The organism is Sorangium sp. So ce375 (assembly GCF_051473855.1).
Lineage (GTDB): Bacteria > Myxococcota_A > Polyangia > Polyangiales > Polyangiaceae > Sorangium.
The window spans coordinates 6,480,832-6,506,377 of the sequence record NZ_CP150335.1; the positions used below are offsets into that span (position 1 = coordinate 6,480,832).

Annotated in this window: 17 protein-coding genes; 7 read left to right on the forward strand and 10 right to left on the reverse strand. The window is 67.7% G+C overall.

What is annotated here, in order from left to right:
• Window positions 1-43: 43 nt before the first annotated feature.
• Window positions 44-1,477, reverse strand: a complete 1,434-nt coding sequence (locus tag WME90_RS23940; RefSeq protein ID WP_437283499.1) for a sigma 54-interacting transcriptional regulator — start codon at window positions 1,475-1,477, stop codon at window positions 44-46.
• Window positions 1,478-2,347: 870 nt separating this feature from the next.
• Here WME90_RS23940 and WME90_RS23945 point away from each other — a divergent pair.
• Window positions 2,348-3,877 carry an endo-1,4-beta-xylanase gene (locus WME90_RS23945; protein WP_437283500.1) on the forward strand — a complete coding sequence of 510 codons (1,530 nt, stop codon included), beginning with the start codon at window positions 2,348-2,350 and terminating at the stop codon, window positions 3,875-3,877.
• A 289-nt stretch (window positions 3,878-4,166) separates the two neighbouring features.
• Window positions 4,167-5,672: a non-reducing end alpha-L-arabinofuranosidase family hydrolase gene (locus WME90_RS23950; RefSeq protein ID WP_437283501.1), complete on the forward strand. Its 1,506-nt coding sequence runs from the start codon at window positions 4,167-4,169 to the stop codon at window positions 5,670-5,672.
• 222 nt (window positions 5,673-5,894) lie between these two features.
• On the opposite strand, the gene WME90_RS23955 is transcribed toward WME90_RS23950, so the two are convergent.
• The 3 genes from WME90_RS23955 to WME90_RS23965 form a co-directional block, all read right to left on the reverse strand.
• Window positions 5,895-6,806, reverse strand: a complete 912-nt coding sequence (locus tag WME90_RS23955) for a hypothetical protein (protein ID WP_437283502.1) — start codon at window positions 6,804-6,806, stop codon at window positions 5,895-5,897.
• Between the two features lie 92 nt (window positions 6,807-6,898).
• Window positions 6,899-8,275, reverse strand: coding sequence for a DUF1552 domain-containing protein (locus WME90_RS23960; protein WP_437283503.1), 1,377 nt, complete (start codon window positions 8,273-8,275; stop codon window positions 6,899-6,901).
• 15 nt (window positions 8,276-8,290) lie between these two features.
• On the reverse strand, window positions 8,291-9,982 hold the full coding sequence (locus WME90_RS23965) for a DUF1592 domain-containing protein (protein WP_437283504.1): 1,692 nt from the start codon (window positions 9,980-9,982) through the stop codon (window positions 8,291-8,293).
• Between the two features lie 831 nt (window positions 9,983-10,813).
• Here WME90_RS23965 and WME90_RS23970 point away from each other — a divergent pair.
• Both WME90_RS23970 and WME90_RS23975 read left to right on the forward strand, forming a co-directional pair.
• Entirely contained in the window at window positions 10,814-11,245 is a 432-nt protein-coding gene (locus WME90_RS23970; RefSeq protein ID WP_437283505.1) for a hypothetical protein, read from the forward strand.
• Between the two features lie 145 nt (window positions 11,246-11,390).
• A complete protein-coding gene (locus WME90_RS23975) occupies window positions 11,391-12,431 on the forward strand; it encodes a Gfo/Idh/MocA family protein (protein ID WP_437283506.1) in 1,041 nt (346 codons plus the stop codon).
• 85 nt (window positions 12,432-12,516) lie between these two features.
• Here WME90_RS23975 and WME90_RS23980 read toward each other — a convergent pair whose 3' ends face one another.
• From WME90_RS23980 to WME90_RS23990, 3 genes are all read right to left on the reverse strand, one after another.
• Window positions 12,517-13,695, reverse strand: a complete 1,179-nt coding sequence (locus WME90_RS23980) for a family 16 glycosylhydrolase (protein WP_437283507.1) — start codon at window positions 13,693-13,695, stop codon at window positions 12,517-12,519.
• A gap of 159 nt (window positions 13,696-13,854) precedes the next feature.
• Entirely contained in the window at window positions 13,855-15,597 is a 1,743-nt protein-coding gene (locus WME90_RS23985) for a glycoside hydrolase family 43 protein (protein WP_437283508.1), read from the reverse strand.
• A 402-nt stretch (window positions 15,598-15,999) separates the two neighbouring features.
• A complete protein-coding gene (locus WME90_RS23990; RefSeq protein ID WP_437283509.1) occupies window positions 16,000-16,824 on the reverse strand; it encodes an endo-1,4-beta-xylanase in 825 nt (274 codons plus the stop codon).
• Between WME90_RS23990 and WME90_RS23995 the strand changes: the two genes are divergently transcribed.
• Window positions 16,787-17,236: a hypothetical protein gene (locus tag WME90_RS23995; protein WP_437283510.1), complete on the forward strand. Its 450-nt coding sequence runs from the start codon at window positions 16,787-16,789 to the stop codon at window positions 17,234-17,236. The two genes, WME90_RS23990 and WME90_RS23995, sit on opposite strands and share 38 nt — an antisense overlap.
• A 70-nt stretch (window positions 17,237-17,306) precedes the next feature.
• On the opposite strand, the gene WME90_RS24000 is transcribed toward WME90_RS23995, so the two are convergent.
• The 3 genes from WME90_RS24000 to WME90_RS24010 form a co-directional block, all read right to left on the reverse strand.
• On the reverse strand, window positions 17,307-18,683 hold the full coding sequence (locus WME90_RS24000) for a DUF1552 domain-containing protein (RefSeq protein WP_437283511.1): 1,377 nt from the start codon (window positions 18,681-18,683) through the stop codon (window positions 17,307-17,309).
• Complete coding sequence (locus tag WME90_RS24005) at window positions 18,680-20,386, reverse strand: DUF1592 domain-containing protein (protein WP_437283512.1); 1,707 nt, start codon at window positions 20,384-20,386, stop codon at window positions 18,680-18,682. Before WME90_RS24005 ends, WME90_RS24000 begins: the two co-directional genes overlap by 4 nt.
• Window positions 20,387-20,933: 547 nt before the next feature.
• The gene (locus WME90_RS24010) at window positions 20,934-21,857 is read right to left on the reverse strand and encodes a hypothetical protein (RefSeq protein ID WP_437283513.1); all 924 of its coding nucleotides are present in this window, start codon (window positions 21,855-21,857) and stop codon (window positions 20,934-20,936) included.
• 1,204 nt (window positions 21,858-23,061) lie between these two features.
• Here WME90_RS24010 and WME90_RS24015 point away from each other — a divergent pair.
• Both WME90_RS24015 and WME90_RS24020 read left to right on the forward strand, forming a co-directional pair.
• Entirely contained in the window at window positions 23,062-24,108 is a 1,047-nt protein-coding gene (locus tag WME90_RS24015; protein WP_437283514.1) for an alpha/beta hydrolase family esterase, read from the forward strand.
• Between the two features lie 123 nt (window positions 24,109-24,231).
• Entirely contained in the window at window positions 24,232-25,428 is a 1,197-nt protein-coding gene (locus tag WME90_RS24020) for an alpha/beta hydrolase family esterase (RefSeq protein ID WP_437283515.1), read from the forward strand.
• Window positions 25,429-25,546 lie beyond the last annotated feature (118 nt).

The following is a 25,546-nucleotide window of genomic DNA, read 5'->3' on the forward strand; positions in this document are numbered from 1 at the left end:
CCGCCTCGCCGACGGGCGGCGGTGCGGTCGCCCAGCCGCGCGCTCACCCGTCCCGATAGTCGCCTGGCTCGATGCCATAACGCGCGATCCACCGGTGGATCTGCGTTCGCCCCTTGCCCATCGCCCGCGCCACCGCGCTGACGTTCCCGCGGTGCTCGCGGAAGAGGCGGATGAGCGCCTCGCGCCGCTGCTGGTCCTCCTCGGCGGGCCGCTGGCGCTCGCCGGGCTGGGCGTCGGGCTTCGAGGCCTCGGGCGGGTGGCTGCTCCGCGGCACGACGACGGGCGGCGGAAGGTGGTCGAGCTCCACCCGGCCGCCGCCGGCGAGCACGATCGCGGTCGAGAGGCACTTCTCCAGCTCGCGGACGTTGAGCCGCCACTCGCGCAGGAGGAGCGCGCGCGCCGCCTCGCAGCCGAGCGAGATCGACGCCGCCCGGTCCGGGGCGGCGCGGCGGAGCAGCGCGGCGATGAGCAGCCCGAGGTCCTCCCGGCGCCTGCGCAGGGGCGGCAGCTCGAGCACGAAGCCCGAGAGGCGCGCGAAGAGATCGCCCCGGAAGTCGCCGCGCTCCACCATCGCCGGGAGATCGCGGTGCGTGGCCACGACGACGCGGAGGTCGACCTTCACAGGGCGCGTCGCGCCGACCGCGACCACCTCCGACTCCTGGAGCACGCGCAGGAACGCGGTCTGCGACGCCGCGGGCAGGTCGCCGATCTCGTCGAGGAAGAGCGTGCCCCGGTCGGACGCGCGGATGAGGCCGGGCCGATCCTCGGCCGCGCCCGAGAAGGCGCCCTTCCTGTGGCCGAACAGCTCGGACTCGATGAGGCTCTCGGGCAGCGCGCCGCAGTTGATGGCGACGAACGGGCCGGGCCGCCCCGAGAGCGCATGGACGGCGCGCGCGACGACCTCCTTGCCGGTGCCGCTCTCGCCCTGGAGAACGACGGGGATGGGCGCGGGCGCGACGGCCCGGAGGGAGCCGAAGCGCTCGGCCAGCTCGGGCGCAAAGGTGGCGAGGCCGAACGGCGGATCCGCCGCCTGGGCCGCGTCGCCCGCCGGATCGTCGGGCGCGGCGGCCTCGCGGAACAGGAAGAACGTGTGCCCGAGCTCGATCAGATCCCCTTCGGCCAGGAGCGCGCTCCGCTGCGGGACGCCGTTCACGAAGGTGCCGTTCGTCGAGCCGAGATCCTCCAGGCGGAGCCGGCCGCCTTCGCGGGTGATCCGCGCGTGCCGGGACGACACCCAGCCGTCCTCGAGGCGCACGTCGAGCAGCGCCCGCTCCCCCTCGGTCCGCCGATCGATCGAGCGCACCGGGCCCCGCCCGAAGCGCACCTCGTCGATCCCGTCGAGCGGCAGCCGCGCGGACGGATCCAGCGGCCGCTGACACTGCAAGACGAGGAAGAGGAACGGCCGCGGCTCCGCGCTGGAGCCGTCGCGCCGCTGGGTGCGGACCAGCGTCGTCGGCTCGTCGCGCGCCGCGCTCATCCTGCCCCTCTCCGCCCCCGGGCGGACGCGCGCGAAGGAGGCGCCGGGATGTCGAGCTGGGCCTTCATGCTGCGGGCGTAGGATCTACCACGCCCCGCCGACCTGCAGCGCGTCGCGCGGCGATCGGCGAACGAGCAGCGCGACGTTCTCGCGCACGACGGAGATCTGCGTGCGGGGGTCGCCCCACTGGCCCGGACCCGATTTGAATTCCCCCCCGACCAGGGCGAGAGAGCTCAAGATCTACCGGTGAGCAGGCGTCAACAAAGCTTCGCGCCGCGCTCTCCTACCTCCGATACCTCCGACCGTTTGCGTTGGCGACCAACGGGGCAGAGGCAATCCCAATGTAGGAAAAGGAGGTCCAATGTAGAGGAGCGAAGAGGGAAGTCCAAACCCCTCGGAGACGTCAAGTCCCAAGTGCGGTAGCTGGCCTGGGCGCACAGAGCATTTCTACACCCAATCCGGCCTCCCTGGAAAAGCGACACCGTATCAACAACTTACGTGTGCATCGAAGGGGCCGTTTTTCACTCAACAGCCTTTGATGGTTGACATCTAATATGTGAGCGTTCACATTGGGACCCGTCGGTATTCTTTTGCTTCGCTTCGGAAGGGTGGTCATGCGCACCGAGACCTTCGTCAGCCAGACAATCTCGGCATCGGTTCCGTTCGCTCGGCCATCCTGGACGAGCAACGGTGAGCCCGCGAACGTCGCGGTCGCGCCTCAGCAGCGCTGGGAGCGAGGCCTCGTCTCCACGGCGATCCGCGCGCCCGCCCCATGAAGAAGCGACGCCATAGTAGCAACTTATTTATGCGCCCAAGGGGCCGCTTCACGCCACGGCCTACGACATGCCCGCTTGGGTACAGGAGAGTCTCATGAGAACGCGATTTGAACGATGGCCCCTGCTAGCGACGCTCGCCCTCGGCGCGTGCATCTCCGCCGAGCCGCTCGATGACGACGGCTACGAGTTCGACGAATCGGCAGAGAGCGTCACCATCGACACCGCGGCGACCTACACGATCGTCGGCGTCCAGAGCGGGAAATGCGTCGAGGTGGCTGGAGGCAGCACCGCCGACGCGGCGGCCTTGCAGATCGCCGGCTGCAACGGCTCCACGCGGCAGCAGTTCCGCATGGAATCGGCAGGCGGCGGCTACTATCGCATCCGCAACGTCAACAGCAACCGTTGCATGGACGTCGCGGGCGCCTCCACCACCGACGGCGCCCGCATCCAGCAATACTCCTGCTGGACCGGGGAAAACCAGCAGTGGTCGTTCACGGACGTCGCCAACGGCGTCGTGCGCCTCACCGCGCGCAACAGCGGCAAATCCCTGGACGTCTACGCCCGCGGCACCGCGGACGGCACCGCCTTGGTTCAATGGGCCTCGAACGGCGGGACCAATCAGCAGTTCCGGATCACGCCCGTGAGCTCGGGCACCGGCGCCGGAGGCTCCGGAGGCTCCGGTGGCACCGGTGGTACCGGGGGAACCGGGGGAACCGGAGGTAGCGGGGGCTCCGGGGGCGCCGGAGGCTCGGGGGGCGCCGGGGGCGCCAAGTTCGTCGGCAACATCACCACCGGCGGGCAGGTGCGATCGGATCTGTCCCGGTACTGGAACCAGCTCAGCCCAGAAAACGAGGGCAAGTGGGGCTCCATCGAGGGCACGCGGGACGTCATGAACTGGTCCGGCATGGACCGAGTCCGGAATTACGCTCGCGAGAAGGGCATTCCCTACAAGGGCCACACCCTGATCTGGGGGGCTCAGCAGCCGGGCTGGCTCTCCGGTCTATCGCAGAGCGAGCAGCGCGCAGAGGTAGAAGAGTGGATCCAGGCGTTCTGCCAGCGCTACCCGGACGTCGCCATCATCGACGTCGTGAACGAGCCGCCCCCGCACACCACCCCGGTGTACATGAACGCCCTCGGCGGCGCGGGCGCGAGCGGCTACGACTGGATCGTGCAAGCGTTCAAGTGGGCGCGGCAGTACTGCCCGAACGCCAAGCTGCTGCTCAACGACTACAACAACATCGAGTACAGCTCTGATAACCAGAACACGATCAACATCGTCAATAAGATCCGGGCGGCAGGGGCTCCCATCGATGGCATCGGCGCTCAGGCCCACGCCGCGTACTCGATGCCGACGAGCACGGTAAAAGGCTTCCTCGACCGGCTCGCCGGCACCGGTCTACCGGTCTATATCACCGAGTACGACATCAACCTGGCGAACGACACGCAGCAGCTCAACGTGATGCAGAGCCAGTTTCCCATGTTCTACGACCATCCGAGCGTGAAAGGCATCACGCTGTGGGGGTACATCAGCGGCCAGACGTGGGTGGCCAACTCAGGGCTCATGAGCAGCAGCGGCCAGATGCGCCCCGCCATGTCCTGGCTGATGAACTACCTGGGGCGCTGACGCTGAACGCGCTGACGCGCGGTTCACGGAGATCCGCGCGCCCGGAGATCGCTGCGCAGGCTCGTCCGCTTGGTCGCGGCTCGACGGAGTCTACCCGTAGGGCCGAGCTTGCGCAGCCGATCCCGGGCGCCTTCCTATGTGTCTTACCTCCCGCTTCGTATACCTTTGAACAGAGGGGATGATGATGAGAATCCGATTCAGGCGATGGTCGCTGCTCACGACGTTCGCCGCCACGGCTGCGTGCGTCTCCGCCGAGCCGCTCGATGAAGACGGTCACGAGCTCGACGCCTTGGCCGAAGGCGTCACCATCGATACAGCGGCTACCTACACGATCGTCGGCGTCCAGAGTGGAAAATGCGTCGAGGTGGCTGGCGGCAGCACCGCTGACGCAGCGGCCTTGCAGATCGCCGGCTGCAACGGCTCGACGCGGCAACAGTTCCGCATGGAATCGGCAGGCGGCGGCTACTATCGCATCCGCAACGTCAACAGCAACCGTTGCATGGACGTCGCAGGCGCCTCCACCACCGACGGCGCCCGCATCCAGCAATACTCCTGCTGGACCGGGGAAAACCAGCAGTGGTCGTTCACGGACGTCGCCAGCGGCGTCGTGCGCCTCACCGCGCGCAACAGCGGCAAATCCCTGGACGTCTACGCCCGCGGCACCGCGGACGGCACCGCCTTGGTTCAATGGGCCTCGAACGGCGGGACCAATCAGCAGTTCCGGATCACGCCCGTGAGCTCGGGCACGGGCGCCGGGGGCTCCGGGGGCTCCGGGGGCGCCGGAGGCTCCGGGGGTACCGGTGGCTCCGGGGGCAGCGGCGGCAGCGGCGGCAGCGGCGGCGGCGAAAGTTGCGGCTTGCCCACCACCTTCCGCTGGCAGTCGAGCGGCGCGCTGGTGGGCCCGAAGTCCGACGCGACTCACAACATCGTGTCCATCAAAGATCCGACGGTCTCCTTCTTCAACGACCGATGGCACATCTACGCCACCACGGCGAACACCGCCGGAAACTGGCAGATGACTTACCTGAACTTCACCGATTGGTCCCAGGCCGCGTCCGCGCCGCAATATTACATGGATCGCACGCCTGGCTTCAGCGGCTACCGGTGCGCGCCGCAGATGTTCTTCTTCAGGCCTCAGAACAAGTGGTACCTCATCTATCAATCGCAGCCGCCGCAGTTCTCCACGACCAGCGACCCGAGTCGCCCGGACACCTGGACCAGACCCCAGAACTTCTTCGCGTCCACGCCCGCAGGCATGCCCAGCCTGCCCATCGATTACTGGGTGATCTGTGACAGCGCCAACTGTTACCTCTTCTTCACCGGCGACGACGGTCGGATGTACCGCAGCCAGACCACCCTGCAGAATTTCCCGAGCGGGTTCGGCCCGGTCTCAATTGCCCTTCAGGACTCGAATCGCAACAATCTGTTCGAGGGGAGCTCCACGTACAAGATCAAAGGCATGAACAAGTACTTGACCATGATCGAGGCCATTGGCCCGACGGGCGCCAGGTTCTATCGCTCGTTCACCGCGGATCGCCTCGACGGCGCGTGGACCCCGCTCGCGCACACCTGGAACGCGCCGTTCGCAGGTCAAAACAACGTCACCTACGCGTCAGGCGTCGCCGACTGGAGCGACGACATAAGCCATGGCGAGCTATTGCGCGACGGCAACGACGAAACCGCGACGATCGACACCTGCAACCTGCAGTTCCTGTATCAAGGACGCAATCCGAGCTCGGGCGGCGAATACTCGCAGCTCCCGTACCGCCTCGGCCTGTTGAAGGCGGTTCGCTAGCGGGCCGGACCTGTTGGAGCTCATCGAGCTCCAACAGGTTGCCCCGCCTCCTCGATCAGCTTGCTGGGCCGCCTCGAGGTTCTGGCTCGCTGCTGCGCGCCGGAGGTCGAACAGGTCTCTCCTGGCGCCCATCGTGCGCGCGGTGGCCCCTCCGCGCCGCGGTGTGGGTGAGCGCGTGCTCAACAGCTGTCCGCTGCCGGAGCACGGGCTTGCCGACACGCCCTACTTGCTCACCGACACCACGTCCAGGCGCAGCATCTGGCCGGTGGTCGGCGCCGTGTCGTACGGTGGCAGCCCCTCGAAATAGTCCTTGGTCCAATTGGCGATCTGGCGTTCGTTGCCGTCGTTCATCACCACCTTGACCATGGCGCCGCCGTTGACCTGGATCGTCGCCTCGTAGTCCTCTTTGTGAATGTCGTGAGCGCGGTACTGATAATTGTTCAGCCAGTACGTCTGGTGGGGCTCGCTCACCTCAATCGAATATTGCTGGTAGTTGATGGAGTCGCTGGGGCCAATGCTGCCGCCGATCATGAACGGCTTCATGGGCATCTCCCCCCCCTCGATGTCCGTCGGCTCCCAGATCCCGCGCACCCGCAGCTTGACCGAGTACGTCGTGCTCGGATCGCCGCCGAAGATCACCTGCTTCTCGATGCGCTGGGTGTTGGGCGGATGGTTGCACGTCGCCATGCGGGCCAGCGGCAAGGGCGTCGACGGGTCGCACGGGGCATCGACAAACAGCTTGTCCAACCCGCTCGCATAGCTTGCCAGATCTGGAGCGGCGTCGCCGCCACCCGAGCCACCGCCGCTACCCGAGCCACCGCCGCCACCCGAGCCGCCGCCGCCACCCGAGCCGCCGCCGTCACCCGAGCCACCGCCGCCACCCGAGCCCGACGCGGCGTCGTGCGTAGCGGCATCGCCCGGCGGGGCTCCCGCGGTTCCCCCGGTGCCCCCCGTGCCGCCTGTCTCGGTGCTGCTGCATCCGGCGATCGTAAGCAGCAGCGCAAGCAGAGCCATCGCCGGCGTTGCGCAGATACTCGGCATCCCTGCGGTATCGGGACTCGGACCGGGGTCATTGATGGCGGTGCGGTTCGCGCAGACGAGCCGCGCTGTAGCGAACGATGAAATCGAGTCCATAGAGTTCGTATCCTACGTTGGGATGATGCAGCGGCGCGGGCGGGTCGGCGGGCGCCTGCGGAGCGCCTCTTCCACACGCCGCGACGCCGCGGTCAGACCTGGACGCCCGCGAGCGGCGAGGTGACCCGCCCCGCGTCGACGCCGATCTCCGTCACGGGCAAGCCCATGATCTGGGCGGCCGTCAGGAGCGCCTTGCTCAGGTTGTCGCCAGGGAAGTTGTGGTGCTCGTCGCCGCGCAGCCGCCCTCCGGCCTTCCCGGCGAAGAGCACCGGCCATTCCGTCCTCGTGTGCACCTTGCCCCAGGCGGTGTCGGACGTGACGTACACGAGCGAGCTGTCGAGCAGGTTCGAGCTGCCGTGAGGCGTGTTCTTGAGCTTCGTCAAGAACTCGCTCAGGCAGCGCATCGTGTAGATCACGCCCTTCTCGACGCGGGGCTGGCTCGATTGATCTCCGGCATCCCCGTGACAGATGGTGTCGTGGAAGTCGTCGTTCATGTCCTGCGCGAGGTGCCGGTAGTAGACGTGCGCGGCGGGCAGCGAGAACATGAACGAGAGCACGCGGGTCCGCTCGCAGGCGAGCGCGAGCGCCGAGAGCTCGACCATGGCGGCGTTCACGTCGGGGGGCGCTTCGCTCCGCGCATCCTTGCCGGCGGTGGGCGCCGCCGGGCTCTTGCACGCCGCCGTCGGACCGCCGCCGGAGGCCGTCGTCTCGAGGCGACGCTCGATGGCGCGGATCGACTCGAGGTGCTGCTCCACGCGCTGCCTGTCGGCCGCACCGAGCCGCTGCTGCAGGCTCGCGCCGTCCTGCTGGATGGAGTCGAGCACGCTCTTCCGGACGTTCGCGAGCTTCGCGGCCTGAGCCGCGCCGTCATCGCTGGGCTCGGGCAAGCCGCTCATGAACAGTCGATTGAACACGGCCTTCGGATCGAACTCCGGGTTGTTGCGCGCGTTCGGCCCCCTGTGCGAGACGGTGTGCAGCGAGTCCTGAGGGCCGCCCGGTGTCGCCGGCGTCAATCCCACCTCGAGAGAGCGGTACGGCGCCCCCTCCGAGATGGCGTTCGCGACGACCTGGTCGATGGATGCGGCCCGCACGGCGTTCCCGCTGAGCGGCGCGCCGGTCGTGGCCCCCGCCGACCCCGTGGGGTGCTCGACGCCGGACACAACGAGCTTGTTTTCGAGGCCGCTGATCACCGTGAGGTACGACTTGAGGTCCGCGAGCGGCTGGAGCTGGGGGCTGAGGTCCCAGGCCTGACCGGAGCCCGTGCGCGACGGCTTCCAGCGGCCGGGCAGCGTGCCGTTCCCGAAGAACCACGTGACGAAGAGCGGCGAGACAGGGGACTTCGTCTGAGCGAGCGCCGTGCCGCTCTCGTTCAGCATGATCTCCAGCAAGGGGAGCGGGATGGTGACGGCGGCGCCCGTCGCGAGCATGCCCCGGAGAACAGTTCGTCGATTCAAAGCTTTGTTCGTCATTGGGGGTACCTGCGATCAGGGTTGGGGGGCGACGGACGAGAAAGCGTCGTTCGTCACGACGTCGAGGACCAGCTCGCGCAGCTCGTACCCCGACCCTTCGAACGCAGCGGTCAGCGCGTTCAGCACGCGCTTATCCACCTTTCTCTCCTCGTGGCCCGCTGCATACGTGTAGTATTTGCGGACGAGGCACTCCGCGACCGAGGCGTCCGCGCTGAGCGTCATGCCGAGCGCGCGCGCGTCGGCGACCGGCTGCCCGTCGAACTCGCCGCTCGGGTCGATCGGCAGGCCGTGGTCTGTCGTGCGGAAGCGGCCGATCGCGTCGAAGGTCTCGAGCGGCAGGCCCAGCGGATCCATGTATCCATGGCAGCCGGCGCAGGCGGGCTCGGTCCGGTGGATCTCGAGCCGCTGGCGTTTCGTCAGGGGCTTGTCCGCGGGCGGCTCCGGGAGCTCCAGCGCGACGTCGCCGGGGGGCGGCGGGATGGGCGTGCACATGAGGGCGTCACGCATGAACTTGCCGCGCAAGGTGGGAGAGCCCTCCTTCTGGTTCGCGAACTGCGAGAGGAAGCCCGCTTTGCTGAGGATCCCGATGCGCGGGCCGTCCGCGGGCAACGAGCGGACCTCGAAGGCGCCCGAGCCGAGGCCGGCCGTGTCGAGGCCGTAGAGCTCGGCGAGGTCGCTGTTGACGACGGCCTTCGTTGTCGAGAACAGGTCGAGCGCGCTCGCTCGATCGTCGAACGCGAGCACCTCCCAGGTGCCTCGCATGTCGCGGACCATCGCCGCTTGCAGCGCCGGGCTGTACTCCGGAAAGAGCTTCGAGTCCTTCGCCTGCGTGCTGATCCGATCGAGCCGCATGTACTCCTCGGCGAAGGCGCCGACCGCCTCGCGCCCGGCGGGCGCGTCGAGCAGCCGCGTCGCCGCGGCGCGGATCCCGTCCACCGTCCCGAGCTCCCCGCTCGCGGCCTGATCGAGCAGCTCCTGGTCTGGCAGGCTGTTCCAGACAAGGAACGCGAGCCGGGACGCCATCTCGTAGCCCGTCAAGCGAAGCGACCCGTCGGCGCTCGGGGCTCCGAGCTCGGGGCGATACAGGAAGTTCGGAGACGTGAAGAGCGCCACCGTCGCCCAGCGGGCCCCCTCGACGGGGCTCTCGAGCTCGGCCGCGGCCTTCGTGGCGACGGCCGCGAGCCGGTCGAGCTCGGCGGCCTCGAGCGGACGGCGCCACGCCCGGAGCCCCAGCGCCTGGAGGAAGCCGCGCACACAAGCGTCGTTCTCCGCGCCGCTGGGCGTGCAGCCGATGAACCGGTCTCGCCTCGCGGAATCCGCGAACACCGCGTCGACGGCGCTCTCTATGGCCGTGTGATACTGCTCGACGCCTCGCTCCGAGGTCACGACGGTCGCGGCGCCGATGGTCGCAAAGTTTCCATTCCAGCTGTCGTCGTCGAGCTCATGGGTATCGACCTCGACGCCGAACACGTCGCGCACAGCGTTGCGGAACTGCGTTTTCGTCAAACGGCGCAGCATCCCGGCCGCGGGCTGGAACGCGGGCGGATCCGAGCCCGTCGGCGTTTCATCTCCTTCCCCGCCAGAGGATGACCCAGCGCCATCCGTCGTGTCACCCAGCGCGCCCGTGCACGCGGCCACGAACGCGAGCGCGCAAACGGCGGCGACTTCTCTTGAGGAACGGAGCTCGTGCCATGACGGCTTCTTCATCTAGCTCTCCGATAATGCAAGGGGGTGACGACGCGCGGGGACCCGCATCTCGCGACCATGCCTCAGAGCGGGTGCTCGCATCGCGGAGCCCACCTCGCCCAGCGTGGTGAAACCTGGAGCACCTGATACCGGACGGGGCCGGCGTGACGACACTGCTGGGTCCGAGGAGGGGCTGAGCATAGCCCGCCGCAACATAGGTTACGCCGCCCCCGAAGTTGCCATCCGTCTGCCTCGCCGGACTCCCAAGAAAATTCCAGTGGACAGCACCTAGGGTTTCGCGACAGCCGTCGAATCAGCAGGGCTTGTCGTGGCCTCTGGTGGATCACCTCTGATGAGACGCCGAGCACCATCGAGCGGCAATGGCTTCAGCGACTGCCGAGCGAACGAAAGCGGTACCGAGACCGATCAGAAGACGAGGGCCTCGGCGCGCAGGACGACCCACCGAGGGTGAAGCGAAAGGATACCCCTGAGCAGAATGTGAACGATCACATTTCAGGAGTCAACGCCAATCGACAGGCACGCGGGGCCCCTCCTGCCCGAGGGAGGACGACGCTGGCGGGGGCGTCCAGAGCCGCGCGCATCCCCGTCGAAGCCGCGCCTGTGCTGCGCAAGGGCACCATCCGGGCTCCCGGAACCTACAGCCTCGCACAAGCCAAGTTCGTGTGACAGCTCACGCGCGCCACGGCCGGTCGCCGCCACGCGTCGATTCGGGACGAGGATGGCTGCGCACCGGCAAATTTCGATTGACCCTTCCATGTGAACGATCACAATTTGTCTCCGAGCTGCGATCATGAGGGTCAGCTCGCCCCTTCCCTGATCAGGAGACATCGGATGTTGATGAGCGTGAAACTGATCGGTGCCATGATAATGAGCGTCGGCATTGGTTTTGCCAGCGGCTTTGCGGGCGGCTTTGCGGGCGCAGCGTGGGCCGCGAGCGGGACGTCGGACGTCCCCACATCGGTTGCCGAGGGGAAAGATTTCGGCTGCGGCGCAAAAGGACAGAAAGCCTGTCCCATGCAGGGCTGGATGAAGACGGTGATGCAGTCGGCGACGACGAGCGGCGACGGTGCGAAGATCGCGTCGGCGCTGGACTACGTGGCGTCGAAGCCGCCGCCCGGGATGCCGAAGTGGGTCGCGATCTCGAAGGAAGGCGCAGAGAAGGCCAAGAAGGGCGATATCGACGGCGCCAAGGCGAGCTGCAAGGCCTGCCACGATCTGTACAAGGCGGAGTACAAGTCCAAGCACCGAGACGCCGCCTTCTGAGGCGCCGCGCCCTGCTCTCGCCCTCTCCGCTCCTAGCGCAGGGCGCGCGCTCCTTCCAGCCCCTGTCCCTGCCCGTCGGGCCGATTCACGTCGAGCGTTTCCAGGCGCGCCGTCGGCCACCAGCGTCGCGCGCCGCAAGGTGCCCATGTCCACATCTGCACAAGATCCGAAGTCGAGCGAATCCATCACCCCTGTGCGCTGGGGCGTCCTCGGGGCGAGCAACTTCGCATTGAAGGTCAGCCTGCCCAGCATGAAGCGGGGGCCCCTGACCCAGATCGCCGCGCTGGCGTCGCGCGACATCGGCAAGGCGCGGGCCGCCGCGCAGTCGCTCGGGATCCCGAAGGCGTACGGCAGCTACGATGAGCTGCTCGACGATCCGGAGATCGAGGCTGTCTACAACCCGCTGCCCAACCACCTGCACGTGAAGTGGTCGGCGCGCGCGGCCCGCGCCGGCAAGCACGTCCTGTGCGAGAAGCCGATAGCGCTCAGCGCCCAGGACGCCGCGGCGCTGGCCGACGTGCAGCACGAGACGGGCAAGCAAATCGCCGAAGCGTTCATGATCCGCTACCACCCGCAGTGGCAGCAGGCCAGGGACTGGGTGCGGAGCGGCCGGATCGGCGAGCTGGTCAGCGTCCAGGCGGTGTTCTCGTATTTCAACCGCGACGCCACAAACATCCGCAACAGGGAGCAAGTCGGGGGCGGCGCGCTCTACGACATCGGCTGCTACGCGGTGAACACGTCGCGCTTGCTGTTCGGGCGCGAGCCCGTGCGGGCGATGGCGCTCGTCGAGCGCGATCCCGAGTTCGGCACCGATCGCTTGACCTCGGGCCTGCTCGATTATGGCGGCTCGCACCTGACGTTCACGTGCAGCACGCAGGCGGTGGCCTACCAGCGCGTGAACGCGCTCGGCACCAAGGGCCGCATCGAGATCGAGATCCCGTTCAACGCCCCCGCCGACCAGCCGTGCAAGATCTTCCTCGATGACGGCTCGACGCTGAACGGCAGCTCGGCCAAGGTCACCTCGTTCCCGGTCGTCGACCAGTACCACCTGCAGAGCGAGGCGTTCTCGCGCGCCATCCGCACGGGCAGCCCCGTCGAGAACTCGATCGACGTCGCGGTCGGCAACATGCGGGTCATCGACGCGCTCTTCCGATCCGCCGAGAGCAGGCGCTGGGAGAAGGTCTAGCCCCGCCCCGCGGGGCCCGGTGGTCGTCACGGCCGCGGCGGCGAGAACCCCCCCGCCCCGCGGCGCCTTCGAGCATCCTGCGAGGTCAGCCGCGGGGCCGGCGCCGTCGCATCGCCAGGGCGGAGAGCCCCAGGGTGAGCGCCGCGGCCCACGAGCTCGCCGTGGTGCTCGCTCCGGCGGCGACGCACCCGCAACCTCCGTCGGAGGACTCCTCGTCCGGCGTGGTTCCGTCGCTCCCACCTCCCTCGCCCGGCGTGCCACTGCCGGAGGAGCTGGCCGCCGTCGTGCTCCCGCCCTCGCCGCTGCCGGAGGAGGTGGCCGCCGTCGTGCCCCCGCCCTCGCCGCTGCCGGAGGAGGTGGCCGCCGTCGTGCCCCCGCCCTCGCCGCTGCCGGAGGAGCTGGCCGCCGTCGTGCCCCCGCCCGCGCCGCTGCCGGAGGAGCTGGCCGCCGTCGTGCCCCCGCCCGCGCTGGTGCTCGACCCGGGGTCCTCATCGCGGGGCACATCTCCGGTAAACCCGGTCTGCCCCTCCCGTGTCAGCGACAGCACCAGCGTACCATCTTTCACCGTCACGTTCTGCGGGTCGAAGTCCACGCGGTTCCCGTCGAACGTCCAGTCCGCTTTGCTCCATCGCGCGCTGTCCAGGGAGTTGAAATCGTCCTGCCACGCGAGCTCGAAGGCTCCGTTGTTATAGCGATAGTATTTGATCCAGTTGACGAACTGGCGCTGCGGGAGGGCGGAATCGTCGAACGCTCCGACCCATTCGGTGGCATCGGAGGACCACGTGTTGAAGCGCAGGGACTGGGGGTTCTTCAGGGCGGTCACCTGCGCGCCCGTCGACCTCTTGATCTCTCGCCCGTCGATGCTCCAGGCGACGTAGTCCGGCGTCCACTCCAGCGCGTAGGTGTGATATCCGTCCGCGAGGGAGACGCCCGCGTCGTGAACCTTCTCCGACGTGGTCCTCGTGCCCATCCCGGTGATGATGTTGGACTGCCAGCTCCGGGCGTTGTCCTTCCCGAAGACCTCGATATCGATCTCCTCCCAGAAGGCGCCGGACATCTCTGAGCCGTTCTTGTAGGTGAAGAAGGTCGACAGGATGCCGCTCCCGCGCGCCATACGCATGCGCATCTCGAAGCGACCGTGAAGATAGCCCTGGGCCGAGTAGAGCTCTGCTCCCTTGTAAGGCTTCGCGACCGCGGTCGAGCTCACCGCGAGCGCCAGCGAGGCAGCAGCGAGCGTCAGACCTGCGCGGAATATCGTGAACATGATGAAACCTCCGATGTGAGCGTTAACATGGGTGGCGTCCGTGCGCTAGCGCATCGTCCGCTGCGCGTGTCAGGGCCTGACCTGTCGGTTCGCGCGCGGCATCCTCGACATCGTCGACATCGTCCACATCGATGCCGACCCTCGACGGCAGACAGACCTTCAGTTCGCCGCGGCCCCGCTCCGCCCGGCCTCTCGGGCGCGACGCCGCCGCGCGGCGACCGCGCCCAGCGCGATCAAGGCCGCGAGTGCGCCCGCGGGGGAGCTGGGTCCTGAATTGACCCTGCAGGCACACCCGCCCTCGTCGCCGCTGGCAACGTCATCGGGGGCGGCGCCACCGCCGCCCGTGCCGCTGCCCGCCGCCGCTCCGGTGCTGGCGGCTCCGGTGCTGGTCGTCGCTGCGCTGCTGACGCTCCCACCCCCGCCCGAGCCGCCGCTGCCCGTCGCTCCCCCTTCACCCACGCTCGGAGCGCCGCCGCTGCCGCCACCGCCGGTCGGATCCGGATCCGGGGCGTCGATCGAGGTGAATTTCCACCAGTTGACATTGAACAGGAAACCGCTTCCACCGGTGAACTTCAGGTACAGATCGTGTATCCCTGTCGCGCCGTCGACCGCACAGGACGTGGTGGCCCAGGTCTGCCAGTCGCCGGTCCCCTGAACCATGCAGGTTCCCACCAGCGTGCCGGTCGCGCTGTCGAGGCGGAGCTCGATGCTGCCGCCGCTGGTCGCCGAGGCCACCCTCGCGTCGAAGGACACCGCGCCGGTGCCGAAATCGACGCCCTTCACCTTGATGTAGTCCCCGTTCTCGATCGACCCGACGTTCATCCCTCCCTCGCTGCACACCTCGGTCTCGACCCCGGATTCCCAGGCGATGGTCTCGGCCTCCGTCATGACATACGGATTCAGGTTACCGACGCCAGGCGGGCCCTCCTTCGTCATCTTGATCGTCGGGAACGTACCGTCGGCGTTGAACATGAATCGCTCGACGGCCGCCGAACGGTGATAACCGCCACCGCCCGGCAAGGCTCCGTTGTGATAGAAGAAGTAGGAGCTCCCCTTGAAGTCGATGACACCCGAGTGATTTGTGAAGCTGCTGCCCTCCGTGGGCATGATGACCCCCCGGTACGTCCACGGGCCGGTGGGGCTGCTGCTCGTGGAGTAGGCGATATACTCGGAAATAGGGCCAGCCGCGTACACCAGGTAGTACAGTCCATTGCGCTTGTAGAGCCACGGACCTTCCTCGTACTTCGTCGTGTGGCGACCATCATCCTTCCCGGTGCGCTGTCCGAAGCTCGCCGTCGTCATGGGCACGCGCACGACGTCTCCCTGGTAGGAGGTCATGTCTTCGTTCAGCTTCACGTAGCACACGCTGGGGTTTCCCCAGTACAGATAAGCCTGGCCGTCGTCGTCGATGAACGCCGTCGGATCGATGTCGCCGCAGTCGGCCGTGATCAACGGCCGTCCCAGGGCGTCTTTGAACGGGCCGGTGGGGCTGTCCGACACCGCCACGCCGATGGTCATCCTGTTCAGCGAGCGGCTCGTCACAGGGACGTAATAGTAGAATTTCCCGTTCCTGTGGATGGCCTGGCCTGCCCACGCGTCACCCTTTGCCCAGCTGAAATCGCTGTACTTCAGCGGCGAGCCGTGGTCCGTCCAGTTCACCATATCCTTGGAGGAATACACCCTCCATTCGTTCATCCCGAACCAGTCCGTGGCGCTGTCCTCGTCATGGCCGGTATAGAGGTATACCGTGTCACCGTGGACCATGGGAGCAGGATCGGCGGTATAATTCGTCTGTACGACGGGATTGTCCGCCAGGGACACGGACGGGAGCGCGGTCGCGCCGCAGAGCAACAACGCCGCCCCGAGGAGCTTCGGCTGAAGGGATATCGTGTTCGTTGCCATTCTTGGATCCTTGCTGCTCTCCTGAAGCTTCGTCGGGCATTGCCAGTGCCGGGTCGCTCGGTTCATGGCGCTCCGGCGCCTCTCGCTGGGTTGGTTCGCCGTGAAGGCAGCCGGCTGGGCGAGCTCTTGGCGATCGTCTTCCGCGGAAGGTGAACATCGGCGGCAGACGGCGCTCGAGCTCTCCAGCCGGCTACTCTCCGGCGAAGCGCACCGAGCGCCGTCGTTGAACCCTCAGCTCAGAGCTGCGCCGGCCGACACGGTCGCATCCGTCACGTCGCCGGAGCCGCCTGCTCCGAAGCCTGCAAGGGGTTATCCTCGCGCCAGACTAGGCAAGAATGCCCTCGACCTAGTCAGCGCTTCTCCGTTGTACGGGGCGAGCTCGGCGCTCGATCGCGACATCGATCAATTACGATCCAGGAAGTCCATCAGCCACTGCATGGCCGGCCGCATCCTGCCGTCGTCATACTGGATGCCGGTGTTGTCCCGCCAGGTGGTGCCGACGATATAACCCCACAAGGTGATGCCCTTGATGGAGGGGTGGTTCCAGTACATCGTGAACTGCTCCTCCATGATCTGCTTCTGCCTGTTGTCGTTCGCCTCGCCGATGTCGTACTCGGTGATGTACACAGGCTTGCCCAGCGAGGCGAGCCCGTCGATGAAGCCCTTGACGGTGTTTGTGTTGATCTTGTACGCGTCGTGGGCCTGCGCGCCGATGGCGTCGACCGGGGCGCCCGCTTGAATGACCGCCCTCGCGATCTTCATGAAGTTGTTGTGGTCGTTCTGGTACTCGATGTTGTTGTAGTCGTTGAGGATCAGGATCGCGTTCGGGCAGAACTCGCGGGCCCACTTGAAGGAGTTGACGATCCAGTCCCAGCCGCTGGCGCCGTCTCCGCCGATGCCGTTCTTGTAAGAAGGCGTGGTGTGGGGCGGCGGCTCGTTGACCACGTCGATGTACTTCACCTTCGGGTAACGCTCGCAGAACGACTTCATCCAATCCCGCACGGCCGCCTGCTGCTCCGACCCGGAGAGGTTCCGTACCCAGTCGGGTTGCTGGGAGCCCCACACGAAGACGTGGTGCTTGAAGACGATGTTGTTGTCCTGCGCGTACTTGTAGATCCTGTCGAGCGCGCTCCAGTTCTTGTTCCCGCGGCTCTTCTCGACCTCGCCCCACTTGCCCTCGTTCTCGGGCGTGATCTGGTTCCAGTACTTCGCGAAGCCGTCGCGCACGGCGCCGCGCGTCGTGATGTTGCCGACGAACTTCCCCGTGGGCTCGGAGCCGCCAGCTCCGGTGGTCGCGCTGCTCGAGGCGTCCGAACCACCGCCGCCCTCGTTCGATCCGCCGGTGCTGGCGGTGGTCGTGCCGCCGCCGGTCGTGCCGGCGCTGGTCGTGCTGCCGCTGGTCGTGCCGGCGCTGGTCGTGCTGCCGCTGGTCGTGCCGGCGCTGGTCGTGCTGCCGCTGGTCGTGCCGGCGCTGGTGCTGCTGCTGCCAGCTCCCCCCGCGCCGCCGACGCCATCGCCTTCGCTACCATCGGCGCATCCAGCGAGAGCCGCGACACCGAGCGCGATCCACGTCGTACCGCGCAGCCATCGAGAAGAACGGTTCTTATTCATGTTAGTTTCCCGCGAGTCGAGCGATTGAAGATGGCAATTTGAGCGGCGAGCCGATAGGCGACGGCTCGAGCTCCGAAACGTCTGGATTCTTTGCGTCTTTAGGCGATGATCAGGTCCACGAGCCCGCCTTCGAGGCTCTCGTCGCCGAAGTCGTCGAGCGGGCCTCCCTGGCCGTTGGTGCACCCGACCGCCGCGCCGATCGTGTTGAGCAGCTTGTTGTTGGTGATCTTGACGTCGACGAACTGGCCGGTCTTCAGGTAGCCCGCGGCGCCGCCGGCGAGGATGTAGGGGACCTTCCGGAACCCGTGGAATTTATCGGCGTTGTCGTTGAGCCAGACCGCCACGCCGTGATCGAGGAGCGTCCCCGAGCCGAGCTCGTAGGACGACAGCCTGTCGAGCAGGTGCTTGAAGAGCCGCGCGTGGATCCGATCGATCTGGTGGTGCAGCTCCTGCGCGCCCTCGATCGGCGGGCCCGAGGTGCCGTCGCTGTCGATGCGGTGGGAGATCTTGTGGTAGCTCTTCTGCCGGACGCCGTGGATCGTATACTCGGTCCCGTCGTTGCCGTCGCCCACCTGGAGCGTCGCCACGCGCGTCACGCCGCACGCCATCGCGAGCGCGATGATGTCCATCTGCATCCGCGTGACGGCCTCCACGTTCTCGGATTTGCCGACGTTCGGCGAGACCGCCTCCATCTCGGCGACTTGCTCCTCCGGGAGCTTGCACGCGAGCGCGACCTCGAGGTCGCGGATGCTGTCGAAGTGGAGCTGTAGCCGCTCGCGGTCGCCCTTGCTGAGCTCCTTCCGGCTCATGAGCGCCTTCATCTCCCCGCGAACCAGGTCGTTGACGCTGGTGCGGCGCTCGACCAGCGACTGCTGGACCTCGGTGTCCACGTCGGCGAGCCCGAAGAGCTTCCGGTACGCGTTGACCGGGTTGCGCTCGGCGGCGCGCAGCTGCTTCGGCCCCCGGTACGAGAGCACCTCGTTGATGTAGCCGGCCATCCTGCCCGCGTAGAGCGTCAGCGGCTCGACGCCCGCCGGGTTGAGCTCGGTCGCGATGCGGTTGTCGATCGACTCGCCCATCGCGAGCGACTCGTTGCCTCTCGGGTCGTCCGACACGCGCGCGGCCGTGAGGCACTGGTTGCCGCCGCCGGAGTGGCCGCACCCGTTCGCCTTGAACGCGAAATCCACGCCGCGCAGCATGATGAGCTTGCTCGCGTAGTCCTTGAGCTCGCTGACCGCGCGGTCGCTGTCCCGCTCCATCGACGCGGCGGTCAGCGCGCCCGTCTCGCTGGGCCAGAACATCTCTGGCTCGTCGCCGGCCGCCTGCGCCACGCCGTTCGCCTGGCGCATGAAGATCGCGAAGGGCGGCGCGTCGCCCGTGCCAGCCGAAGCGCGCCGCGGCGCGAAGGTCTCCAGGAACGGGAGCGCGACCGTGACCCCAAACAGGCCTCGGAGCACATGTCGTCGGGTGATCATTGCGCCTCCGCGGGGACTCGAGCGAGGAAGGGAGTCGATGAGACGATCCGGAGGAGGAGCTCCTTTATCGAGGCGCCGCCGCGCGACGCCTCGCCGAGCTCCTTGATGAACGCCTTGTCTTCGACGCCCGCGCCGCGGCCGTGGGCGAACTCGATCCAGCGCTCGGCGTAGCACGCGTGCGCCTCGCTGCTCTCGGCGAGCAGCCGGCTGAACTCGACAGCGTCCGCGAAGCTCCTCGATTGGCCGCCGAGCGTGTAGGCGTCCGCGGAGTCGACCGGCATCCCGTTGTCGGTCGTGCGGTACTTGCCGATCGCGTCGTAATGCTCGAAGGCGAACCCGGCGGGGTTGATGAGCACGCCGTGGCACGACGCGCCGCACGTCCCCTTGCCCGTGTGCGCCTCGACGCGCTCGCGGTTCGTCGCGTGCTCGCCCGGCGGCAGCGAGGTCGCGTTGTCGGGCGGCGGCGGCAGCGCCGCGCAGAGGATCCGGAGGTTCACGAAGACGCCGCGGTGGATCGAGTCCGGCTGCCGCGCCGTCGCCTTCGCCGCGAGGAAGCCGAGCCGCGTGAGCAGCCCCGAGCGCTCCGCCTCGTCGAGCTCCACCTGCTCGAACTCGCCCGAGAAGTCGCCCTGGAGACCGTAGATCGCCGCGAGGTGATCGTTCACGAACGCGGTGCGATCGGTGAGCAGCTCGGTGAGCCCGCCGTCCTCGTCGAAGACGACGTGATCGACGAAGAGCTCCGCCTCGCGCTGCATGTCGTCGCCCATCTCGGGGACGAACTCCGGGTAGAGCGCCTGATCCTTGTTGAGGTCGTGGTACTGCTCGTAGTCGTAGAGCTGCCGGTGGAACGCGCCGACGACCTCGCGGGCGCGCGGATCCGCGAGCATGCCCTCCGTGTAGGCGCGCACGGCCTCGCGCGTCGAGAGCTCTCCCGCCTTCGCCGCGGCGAGGAGCTCGTCGGAGGGCATCGTGTTCCAGAAGAGGTACGCGAGCTTTGTCGCGATCTCGTGGCCGCTCAGCGGGATGAGCCCGTTCTTCGCCGGCCCGGCGCCGACCTCGACCCGGTAGACGAAATTGGGCGATTGCAAGAACGCCTCGAGCGCCGCACGGACCCCCGCGGTGAACGGGTCCTCGCCCTCGAAGAGCTCCTTGCCGCGGTCGAACAGGGCGAGGTACGTGTCCCGCTCGCCGTCCGTGAGCGGCCGCCGGAACGCCCGCTCGCCGAACCGCTCGATGAACGCCCTCGCCCGCGCCGCCGGCTCGTCCGGCAGATCTGCGGGCACGAGCCGGCCGAGCTTGCCCTCGTCGGCGGTCACCATCGCCGCGAGCTCCTCCGCGGCGCGCTGATAATCGCTCCAGAGGCCTGGGGTCACGAGGAGCGCAGCCTCGTTGTTGTCGAACACGCCCCCGAGCGGATCGCTCGTGAACGACGCCGAGAGGCCGGGCCTGTCGTCGAGGTGCAGGAGATCGCGCACCGTGTTCTCCCACTGCGCGTGGCTGAGCCGCGGGAACATGCTGCGCCCCGCGACCTGGGCCTGCGGCTGCGTCGTGCCGCCCGGGATGGAGTCGTCCCCTTCCCCCCCGTCAGAGCCGCCCATCGAGCCCGTACACCCCGCGAGCAGGAGAGCCGCCGCGCAGAGCCCCGCGACCCGCGCCCGCCTGAAGCGCGGCAGGAGGATCATCGAAAAGGACGGTGGGCTCATCGCTCTCTCCTGGTTAAGCGCTGGCGACCGAGCGGCCAGTTCTGCGTGGCTCCAAGCGCGACTACCATCCAACAGAAGCCGAAGTGTTCACCCCGTCACCGAGTGCGGCGTCGGTCTGGCCTGTTGCGTGTGCCCCGCAACCGTTCAACGCTGGACGATTCAACCACGATCGAAACTCGTGAGCTCACGCACAAACGCGATCATGAGAGGTCGTGCGGCCTCAACGGGACGGCCTGACAGCCGGCGATCTCCGGTGCGCCGGTCCGCCGAGCGCACGGCACCGGTGCCGAGATCCATGGAAGGGGAAGGTCTCGGTCCGCACGACAACCCACCAAGACGAAGCAAAAGGACACCGCGCCGGAGCAATGTGAACGATCACATAAATGATGTCAAACCCAATCGACCCGCGCGCGGCTGTCCTCGGCCCGAGGGAGACGCTGGCACGGACGTGGAGCCGTGAGGACTGGAACTTTCCGGCAACGACATGCACTCGAAGAGCGCCGCCGCCCACTCCGAGCGACGTGAAGGCGCGCGACGAGCGCCGAGGCTACCGACGGTCGAAGAAGTCGAAGACGTCGGGCAGCACGAGCGGAACCATCCCTGGATGGTCCGCATCGACCTCCTTATATGTGATCGGGTAACCGCCAGCCATCATCCAGTCGCGCAGCTCCCGGCTGCCGGTCAGGGAAGGTGTGCCGCGGGTCCCTTCCGTCACGAAGATGGGCACGTTGCGCAGCCGCTCCCACGGATAGCCCGACTCCAAGACGAAGGGTCCGGACATGGGCGCCAGTGCCTTCCAGTAGTCGGAGTACTTGGCGCCGATGTACCAGGTGCCGCCGCTCCCCATCGAGTGTCCGGTGAGGAACATTGCGCTGCGATCGATCGGGTACTCGTTCAGCACCAGCTCCAGGACGTTGATGACGTCCTTCTCGCTGAACTCCTGGTCGCGTTCGCGCTCGGGCGTACGCATGGCCAGGAGCTTCTCCGCCTCCTCGGGCTGCCCGAACACCGCCGGCAGCCGCAGGAAGGTGCCGTACGCGCCGTTGTAGCCGAGCGGCGAGACCAGCAGCACGCCGTGCTGGTCGGCCAGGTTCACCATCTGCTTGTTGTTCTGATCCAGGTACGAGCTCTCGTCGTTCCCAGCGCCGTGCAAGAACATCACGAGGGGCAGCTTCGACGTGCCGTCCCAGCGATTCGGCACGCAGACGCGGTAAGGAACGTCGGCGCCGGCGGCTGGAAAGCGATAGGTCCTGCGCTGGTCACCTTTGGCCCGCCACTGCGGAGAGCTGGGATCGGCGACGGACTCGGCGAGCGCTCGCGCCTCGATCACCTGAGTGCGCGGATCGAGGGTGGTCCCGAACGAGATGCTCACCGGCTCGAACTCTCCTTGACCGCCCGTCCCCGCCGAGCCCCCGGCGCCGGCCTCGCCCCCGGTCGCCGTCGTTCCGTCGCTGGGCGCTCCACCCCCCATGCCGGCGCCTCCTTGACCTCCCGCGCCGGCCGAGGCGCTCCCAGGAGCCCCGCCGCCGGGGCCGCTAGAGACGGAGCCCGCCGTGCCGGCGCCGCCCCCTCCTTGACTTGCGGAGGTCGCGCCGCCGTCGGCGTCATCGCCTCCGCAAGCCGGGAGCGACAGAGCGCAGGCGATGCAGGCCAGCGACGAAAGGAATCGATGTGCTGTCACGACGACTCCGGGGACGTGATCAGCCCGCGCTGGGCGCGCCGCTGAGCGCTCATGGTTCTCCGAGGCCTCTTGGTGCGCGACTCGAGGGATTCTTTGCATCATGTAAAAAAATGCGCCGAGACTAACCAGGTTTGCGCCACGAACGAGCAGCTGGCGCCCGCAGGCTTCGGCGGCCCCCGGCGCAATGCCTTGAGCTGCTCCACTTGACCACCGATTCGCGCATCGCGGCTCCTGTGCCTGTGAAAATACGATATCAGCAGTCTCGCTCGATCACGCGATGCGGAGCGCCGTGCGCGCGCAGGTCGCAGGTGAGACCGCGCGCCGCGCAGAACGGGCGATGCCCCGCGACATCATCCTACCTCGCGTTCGCGACGACCGAGCGAACAGAGCCGTCGCAGAGGCTCGATCCCGCGCCCGGGATGAAGGGCACGGTGCGAAGTTCGGCCCATCCAAGGCAAAGCAGCACCGCCCCCGAGAGCGCACTGTGTGCGATCACATTTTGCGCGTCAAACAAAATTGACCCGCTCGCGGGCCATCCTCGAACCCCGAGTCCACTGGTCGGCCTCGAGCCAGTCGAGCAGACTGGTGAGGTGCCACACCATCTGACGGCCCCAATCGATGAGGTGGCGGCTCGCGGCCTCCGACCTCCGCGGGACGCCCGCCTCGATTGACGCGCCGCTTCGTCAGAGGCGCTGTGCGAGCCCGCCCTCGCCCGGGATCGAGGATACCCGCGGTCCCGCCGACAAGAGTTGACACAGATCATGTGAACGATCACAATGTACACCTTGCCGCGTTTACGGCGAGCGAAGTTCCAGCGAGACGGCTTATTTGCATCAAGGCCGGGTACTATCGAGTCCTATTTCGGTCGGACTCCAAACATTCAATCAACTGGAAACGACCTCACGCTGAGGGCACTCCTGGAAGGCCGCCGGTGAGGGCAAATTCGCGCCTGGGTATTCAAATGACCAACAAACCTACTATCGTTCGAGCCACATTGTTCGCGGCGCTGGCCGGCTCTTGCGCTCTCTCGGCTTGCGGTGGCGGCGGTGGAGACGGCGCGAGCGCGTCAGGCGAGGATCCTCAGGGAACGGGCGGGGCCGCCGTCTCGGGCAGCGGCGGTGGCACGACGACCAGCGGCGGCGCCACGACGACCAGCGGCGGCGCCACGACCGGCGACGGCGACGGCGGCGCGGGCGGTGAGGGAGGGACGATCGGGAGCGGTGGTTCGCCAGGAGCCGGTGGCTCGGGCGGATCGACGGGAGACAAGGTCCCCCCGGAGCCGAGCACGGGTTGCAACAAGGCCAATCCGCAGACGGGCAGCGCGCAGAGCCCGCTCACCGTGTCGGGTCACCAGTACTACGTGAAGCTGCCGACCAACTACGACGCCAGCAAGCCGTATCCGGTGATGATCATGTTCAACCCGACGGGCAACCCGATCAGCTGGGCAGAGCAGAACGCGGGCTTCGAGACGACCGGCCCCAAGGAGGCGTGGATCCGCGTCTACCCCCACCCGGCCAACTCCAGCTCTGGCTGGGGGGCGGGCGACGTCTCCTTCTTTCAGCCGTTCTACGATCAGATCACGGACAACCTCTGCATCGACAAGGCTCGCGTGTTCGCGGCGGGCGAGAGCTCGGGCGGCGACTTCTCGAGCATCCTTGGCTGCGAGCACGCGGACAAGCTGCGCGCGGTGGGCCCGTGCGCCACAAAGAACGTATCCCAGTATCCGCTCAACGCCGGCACCCGCAAGTGTACCGGGCAGGTCACGGCGGTCGTCATCCATGGAAAGCGCGACTCTGTGGTCGGGACGGACAACGGCCCGAAGACGCGCGACTTCTATAACCAGCTGAACCACTGTCAGGCGAGCACGACGCCAGTCGACGGGTACACGGACGACCTCTCGAACTGCGTCATGGCCCAGGGCTGTGACGAGGACTATCCGGTCTACTGGTGCCAGCACGGAGACCCGAACTACAGCAACACAAATCACGGCTGGCCCGCGTTCGCGCCCAAGTTCCTCTGGAACCTGTTCTCGACCTATTGAGAATCATGATCGGCACGGCGGCGCCCGGCGCACGACGCTCGCATCGACAAGCCGGGGGAGCGTCGCGGACGACCGCGATCGCCCGAGGCCCCTACGAGCAGAAGCCAGCGAGACGGTATCCTTATGCGTAGATTTGTGTTTGGACTGAACGTTCTTTTCACCGTGGGCGTGGCGGCGGGGCTGGCCGCGTGCTCCTCGGAGGCGGATCCCATCGACCCCGGCGCTGGCTCTTCCGGCGCATCCACGAGCGGCGGCTCCACCACCTCGGGAGCGACGTCGGGCGGAGGGGCCGGCGGGAGCGGAGGCGCGGGCACGGCCGCGAGCACGGTCGCGAGCACGAGCGGCTCCGGCGGCACGGGCGGCACGGGCGGCGACTCGGCCGGCGTCGGCGCCGGCGGCTCGACGGGCGCCGGCGACGGCGGCTCGACGGGCGCCGGCGACGGCGGCTCGACGGGCGCTGGCGACGGCGGCTCGATGGACCCCGGCGACGCCGGCTCGATGGGCTGCGGCAAGGCCGCGACGCGCCCCGACCCTCGCACGCAGCAGACGCTGACGGTCGGTGGGGTGACGCGCTACTACCTGATGTACGTGCCGGAGAACTACGACCCCAGCAAGCCGCTGCCGCTGGTCTTCGGCATCCACGGCCTGAACATGAACAACGTGTGGGCCGCGCACGACAGCAGCGGATTCGAGCTCATCAAGGAGACAAACAACCAGGCGCTGCTCATCTACCCGCAGGGCTTGCCGGCGGACGGGCAATCGAGGCCTCCGAGCACCCAATCGCAGTGGGGTACCGCGGACTCCAACTGGGGCGGTCCGCCGCCCAGCGCCAATCAGGCGCGCCTGAACGCCGACCTGGCGTTCTTCGATGCCATGTTGGAGCACGCGAAGGCGAACTACTGCGTGGATACGAAGCGCGTCTTCGCGGTCGGGTTCAGCCAAGGTGGTTTCATGACGAACACGCTCGGCTGCCAGCGCGCCTCCGTGTTCCGCGGCCTCGCCCCGGTCGCCGGATGGGGCCCCAATGCATCCCAGCCCACGTGCAGCGACGCCAGCGCCGCGCACGCGCTGATTCAGACGCAAGGCGACACCGACGGGACCGTGACCCCCCAGCTGGGACAGTCCACCCGCGACTTCTGGCGCGGCCGGAACGGCTGCCAGGCGACCACGACGCCGTCGGCGAGCTTCGGGAATTCGTGCGTCGAGTATCAAGGCTGCAAGGAGGGCCTGCCCCTCGTGTACTGCACGCACCCCGGCGGTCACTCCGTACCGTCCGGCGCGGGCGGGCGAGCGTGGCGCTTCTTCCAGTCGCTCAAGTGAGCCTCGCGGGCCGCGGAGTGAACGCGGCCCCTTCGGCGCACGGATTCCTCGATTTCGGGATGAATAGACCGTTTCTGCATGATGGTTGCATTGAAGTTGAACTGAAATAGCTGATTTG

Coding starts and splice junctions, on each gene's coding strand:
- WME90_RS23955 (WP_437283502.1), bottom strand. CDS start 6,806: ATGGACTCGATTTCATCGTTCGCTACAGCGCGGCTCGTCTGCGCGAAC.
- WME90_RS23960 (WP_437283503.1), bottom strand. CDS start 8,275: ATGACGAACAAAGCTTTGAATCGACGAACTGTTCTCCGGGGCATGCTC.
- WME90_RS23970 (WP_437283505.1), top strand. CDS start 10,814: ATGTTGATGAGCGTGAAACTGATCGGTGCCATGATAATGAGCGTCGGC.
- WME90_RS24020 (WP_437283515.1), top strand. CDS start 24,232: ATGCGTAGATTTGTGTTTGGACTGAACGTTCTTTTCACCGTGGGCGTG.
- WME90_RS24010 (WP_437283513.1), bottom strand. CDS start 21,857: ATGGGGGGTGGAGCGCCCAGCGACGGAACGACGGCGACCGGGGGCGAG.
- WME90_RS24000 (WP_437283511.1), bottom strand. CDS start 18,683: ATGATCACCCGACGACATGTGCTCCGAGGCCTGTTTGGGGTCACGGTC.
- WME90_RS23975 (WP_437283506.1), top strand. CDS start 11,391: ATGTCCACATCTGCACAAGATCCGAAGTCGAGCGAATCCATCACCCCT.
- WME90_RS23940 (WP_437283499.1), bottom strand. CDS start 1,477: ATGAGCGCGGCGCGCGACGAGCCGACGACGCTGGTCCGCACCCAGCGG.
- WME90_RS23945 (WP_437283500.1), top strand. CDS start 2,348: ATGAGAACGCGATTTGAACGATGGCCCCTGCTAGCGACGCTCGCCCTC.
- WME90_RS23985 (WP_437283508.1), bottom strand. CDS start 15,597: ATGGCAACGAACACGATATCCCTTCAGCCGAAGCTCCTCGGGGCGGCG.
- WME90_RS24005 (WP_437283512.1), bottom strand. CDS start 20,386: ATGAGCCCACCGTCCTTTTCGATGATCCTCCTGCCGCGCTTCAGGCGG.
- WME90_RS23965 (WP_437283504.1), bottom strand. CDS start 9,982: ATGAAGAAGCCGTCATGGCACGAGCTCCGTTCCTCAAGAGAAGTCGCC.
- WME90_RS23980 (WP_437283507.1), bottom strand. CDS start 13,695: ATGTTCACGATATTCCGCGCAGGTCTGACGCTCGCTGCTGCCTCGCTG.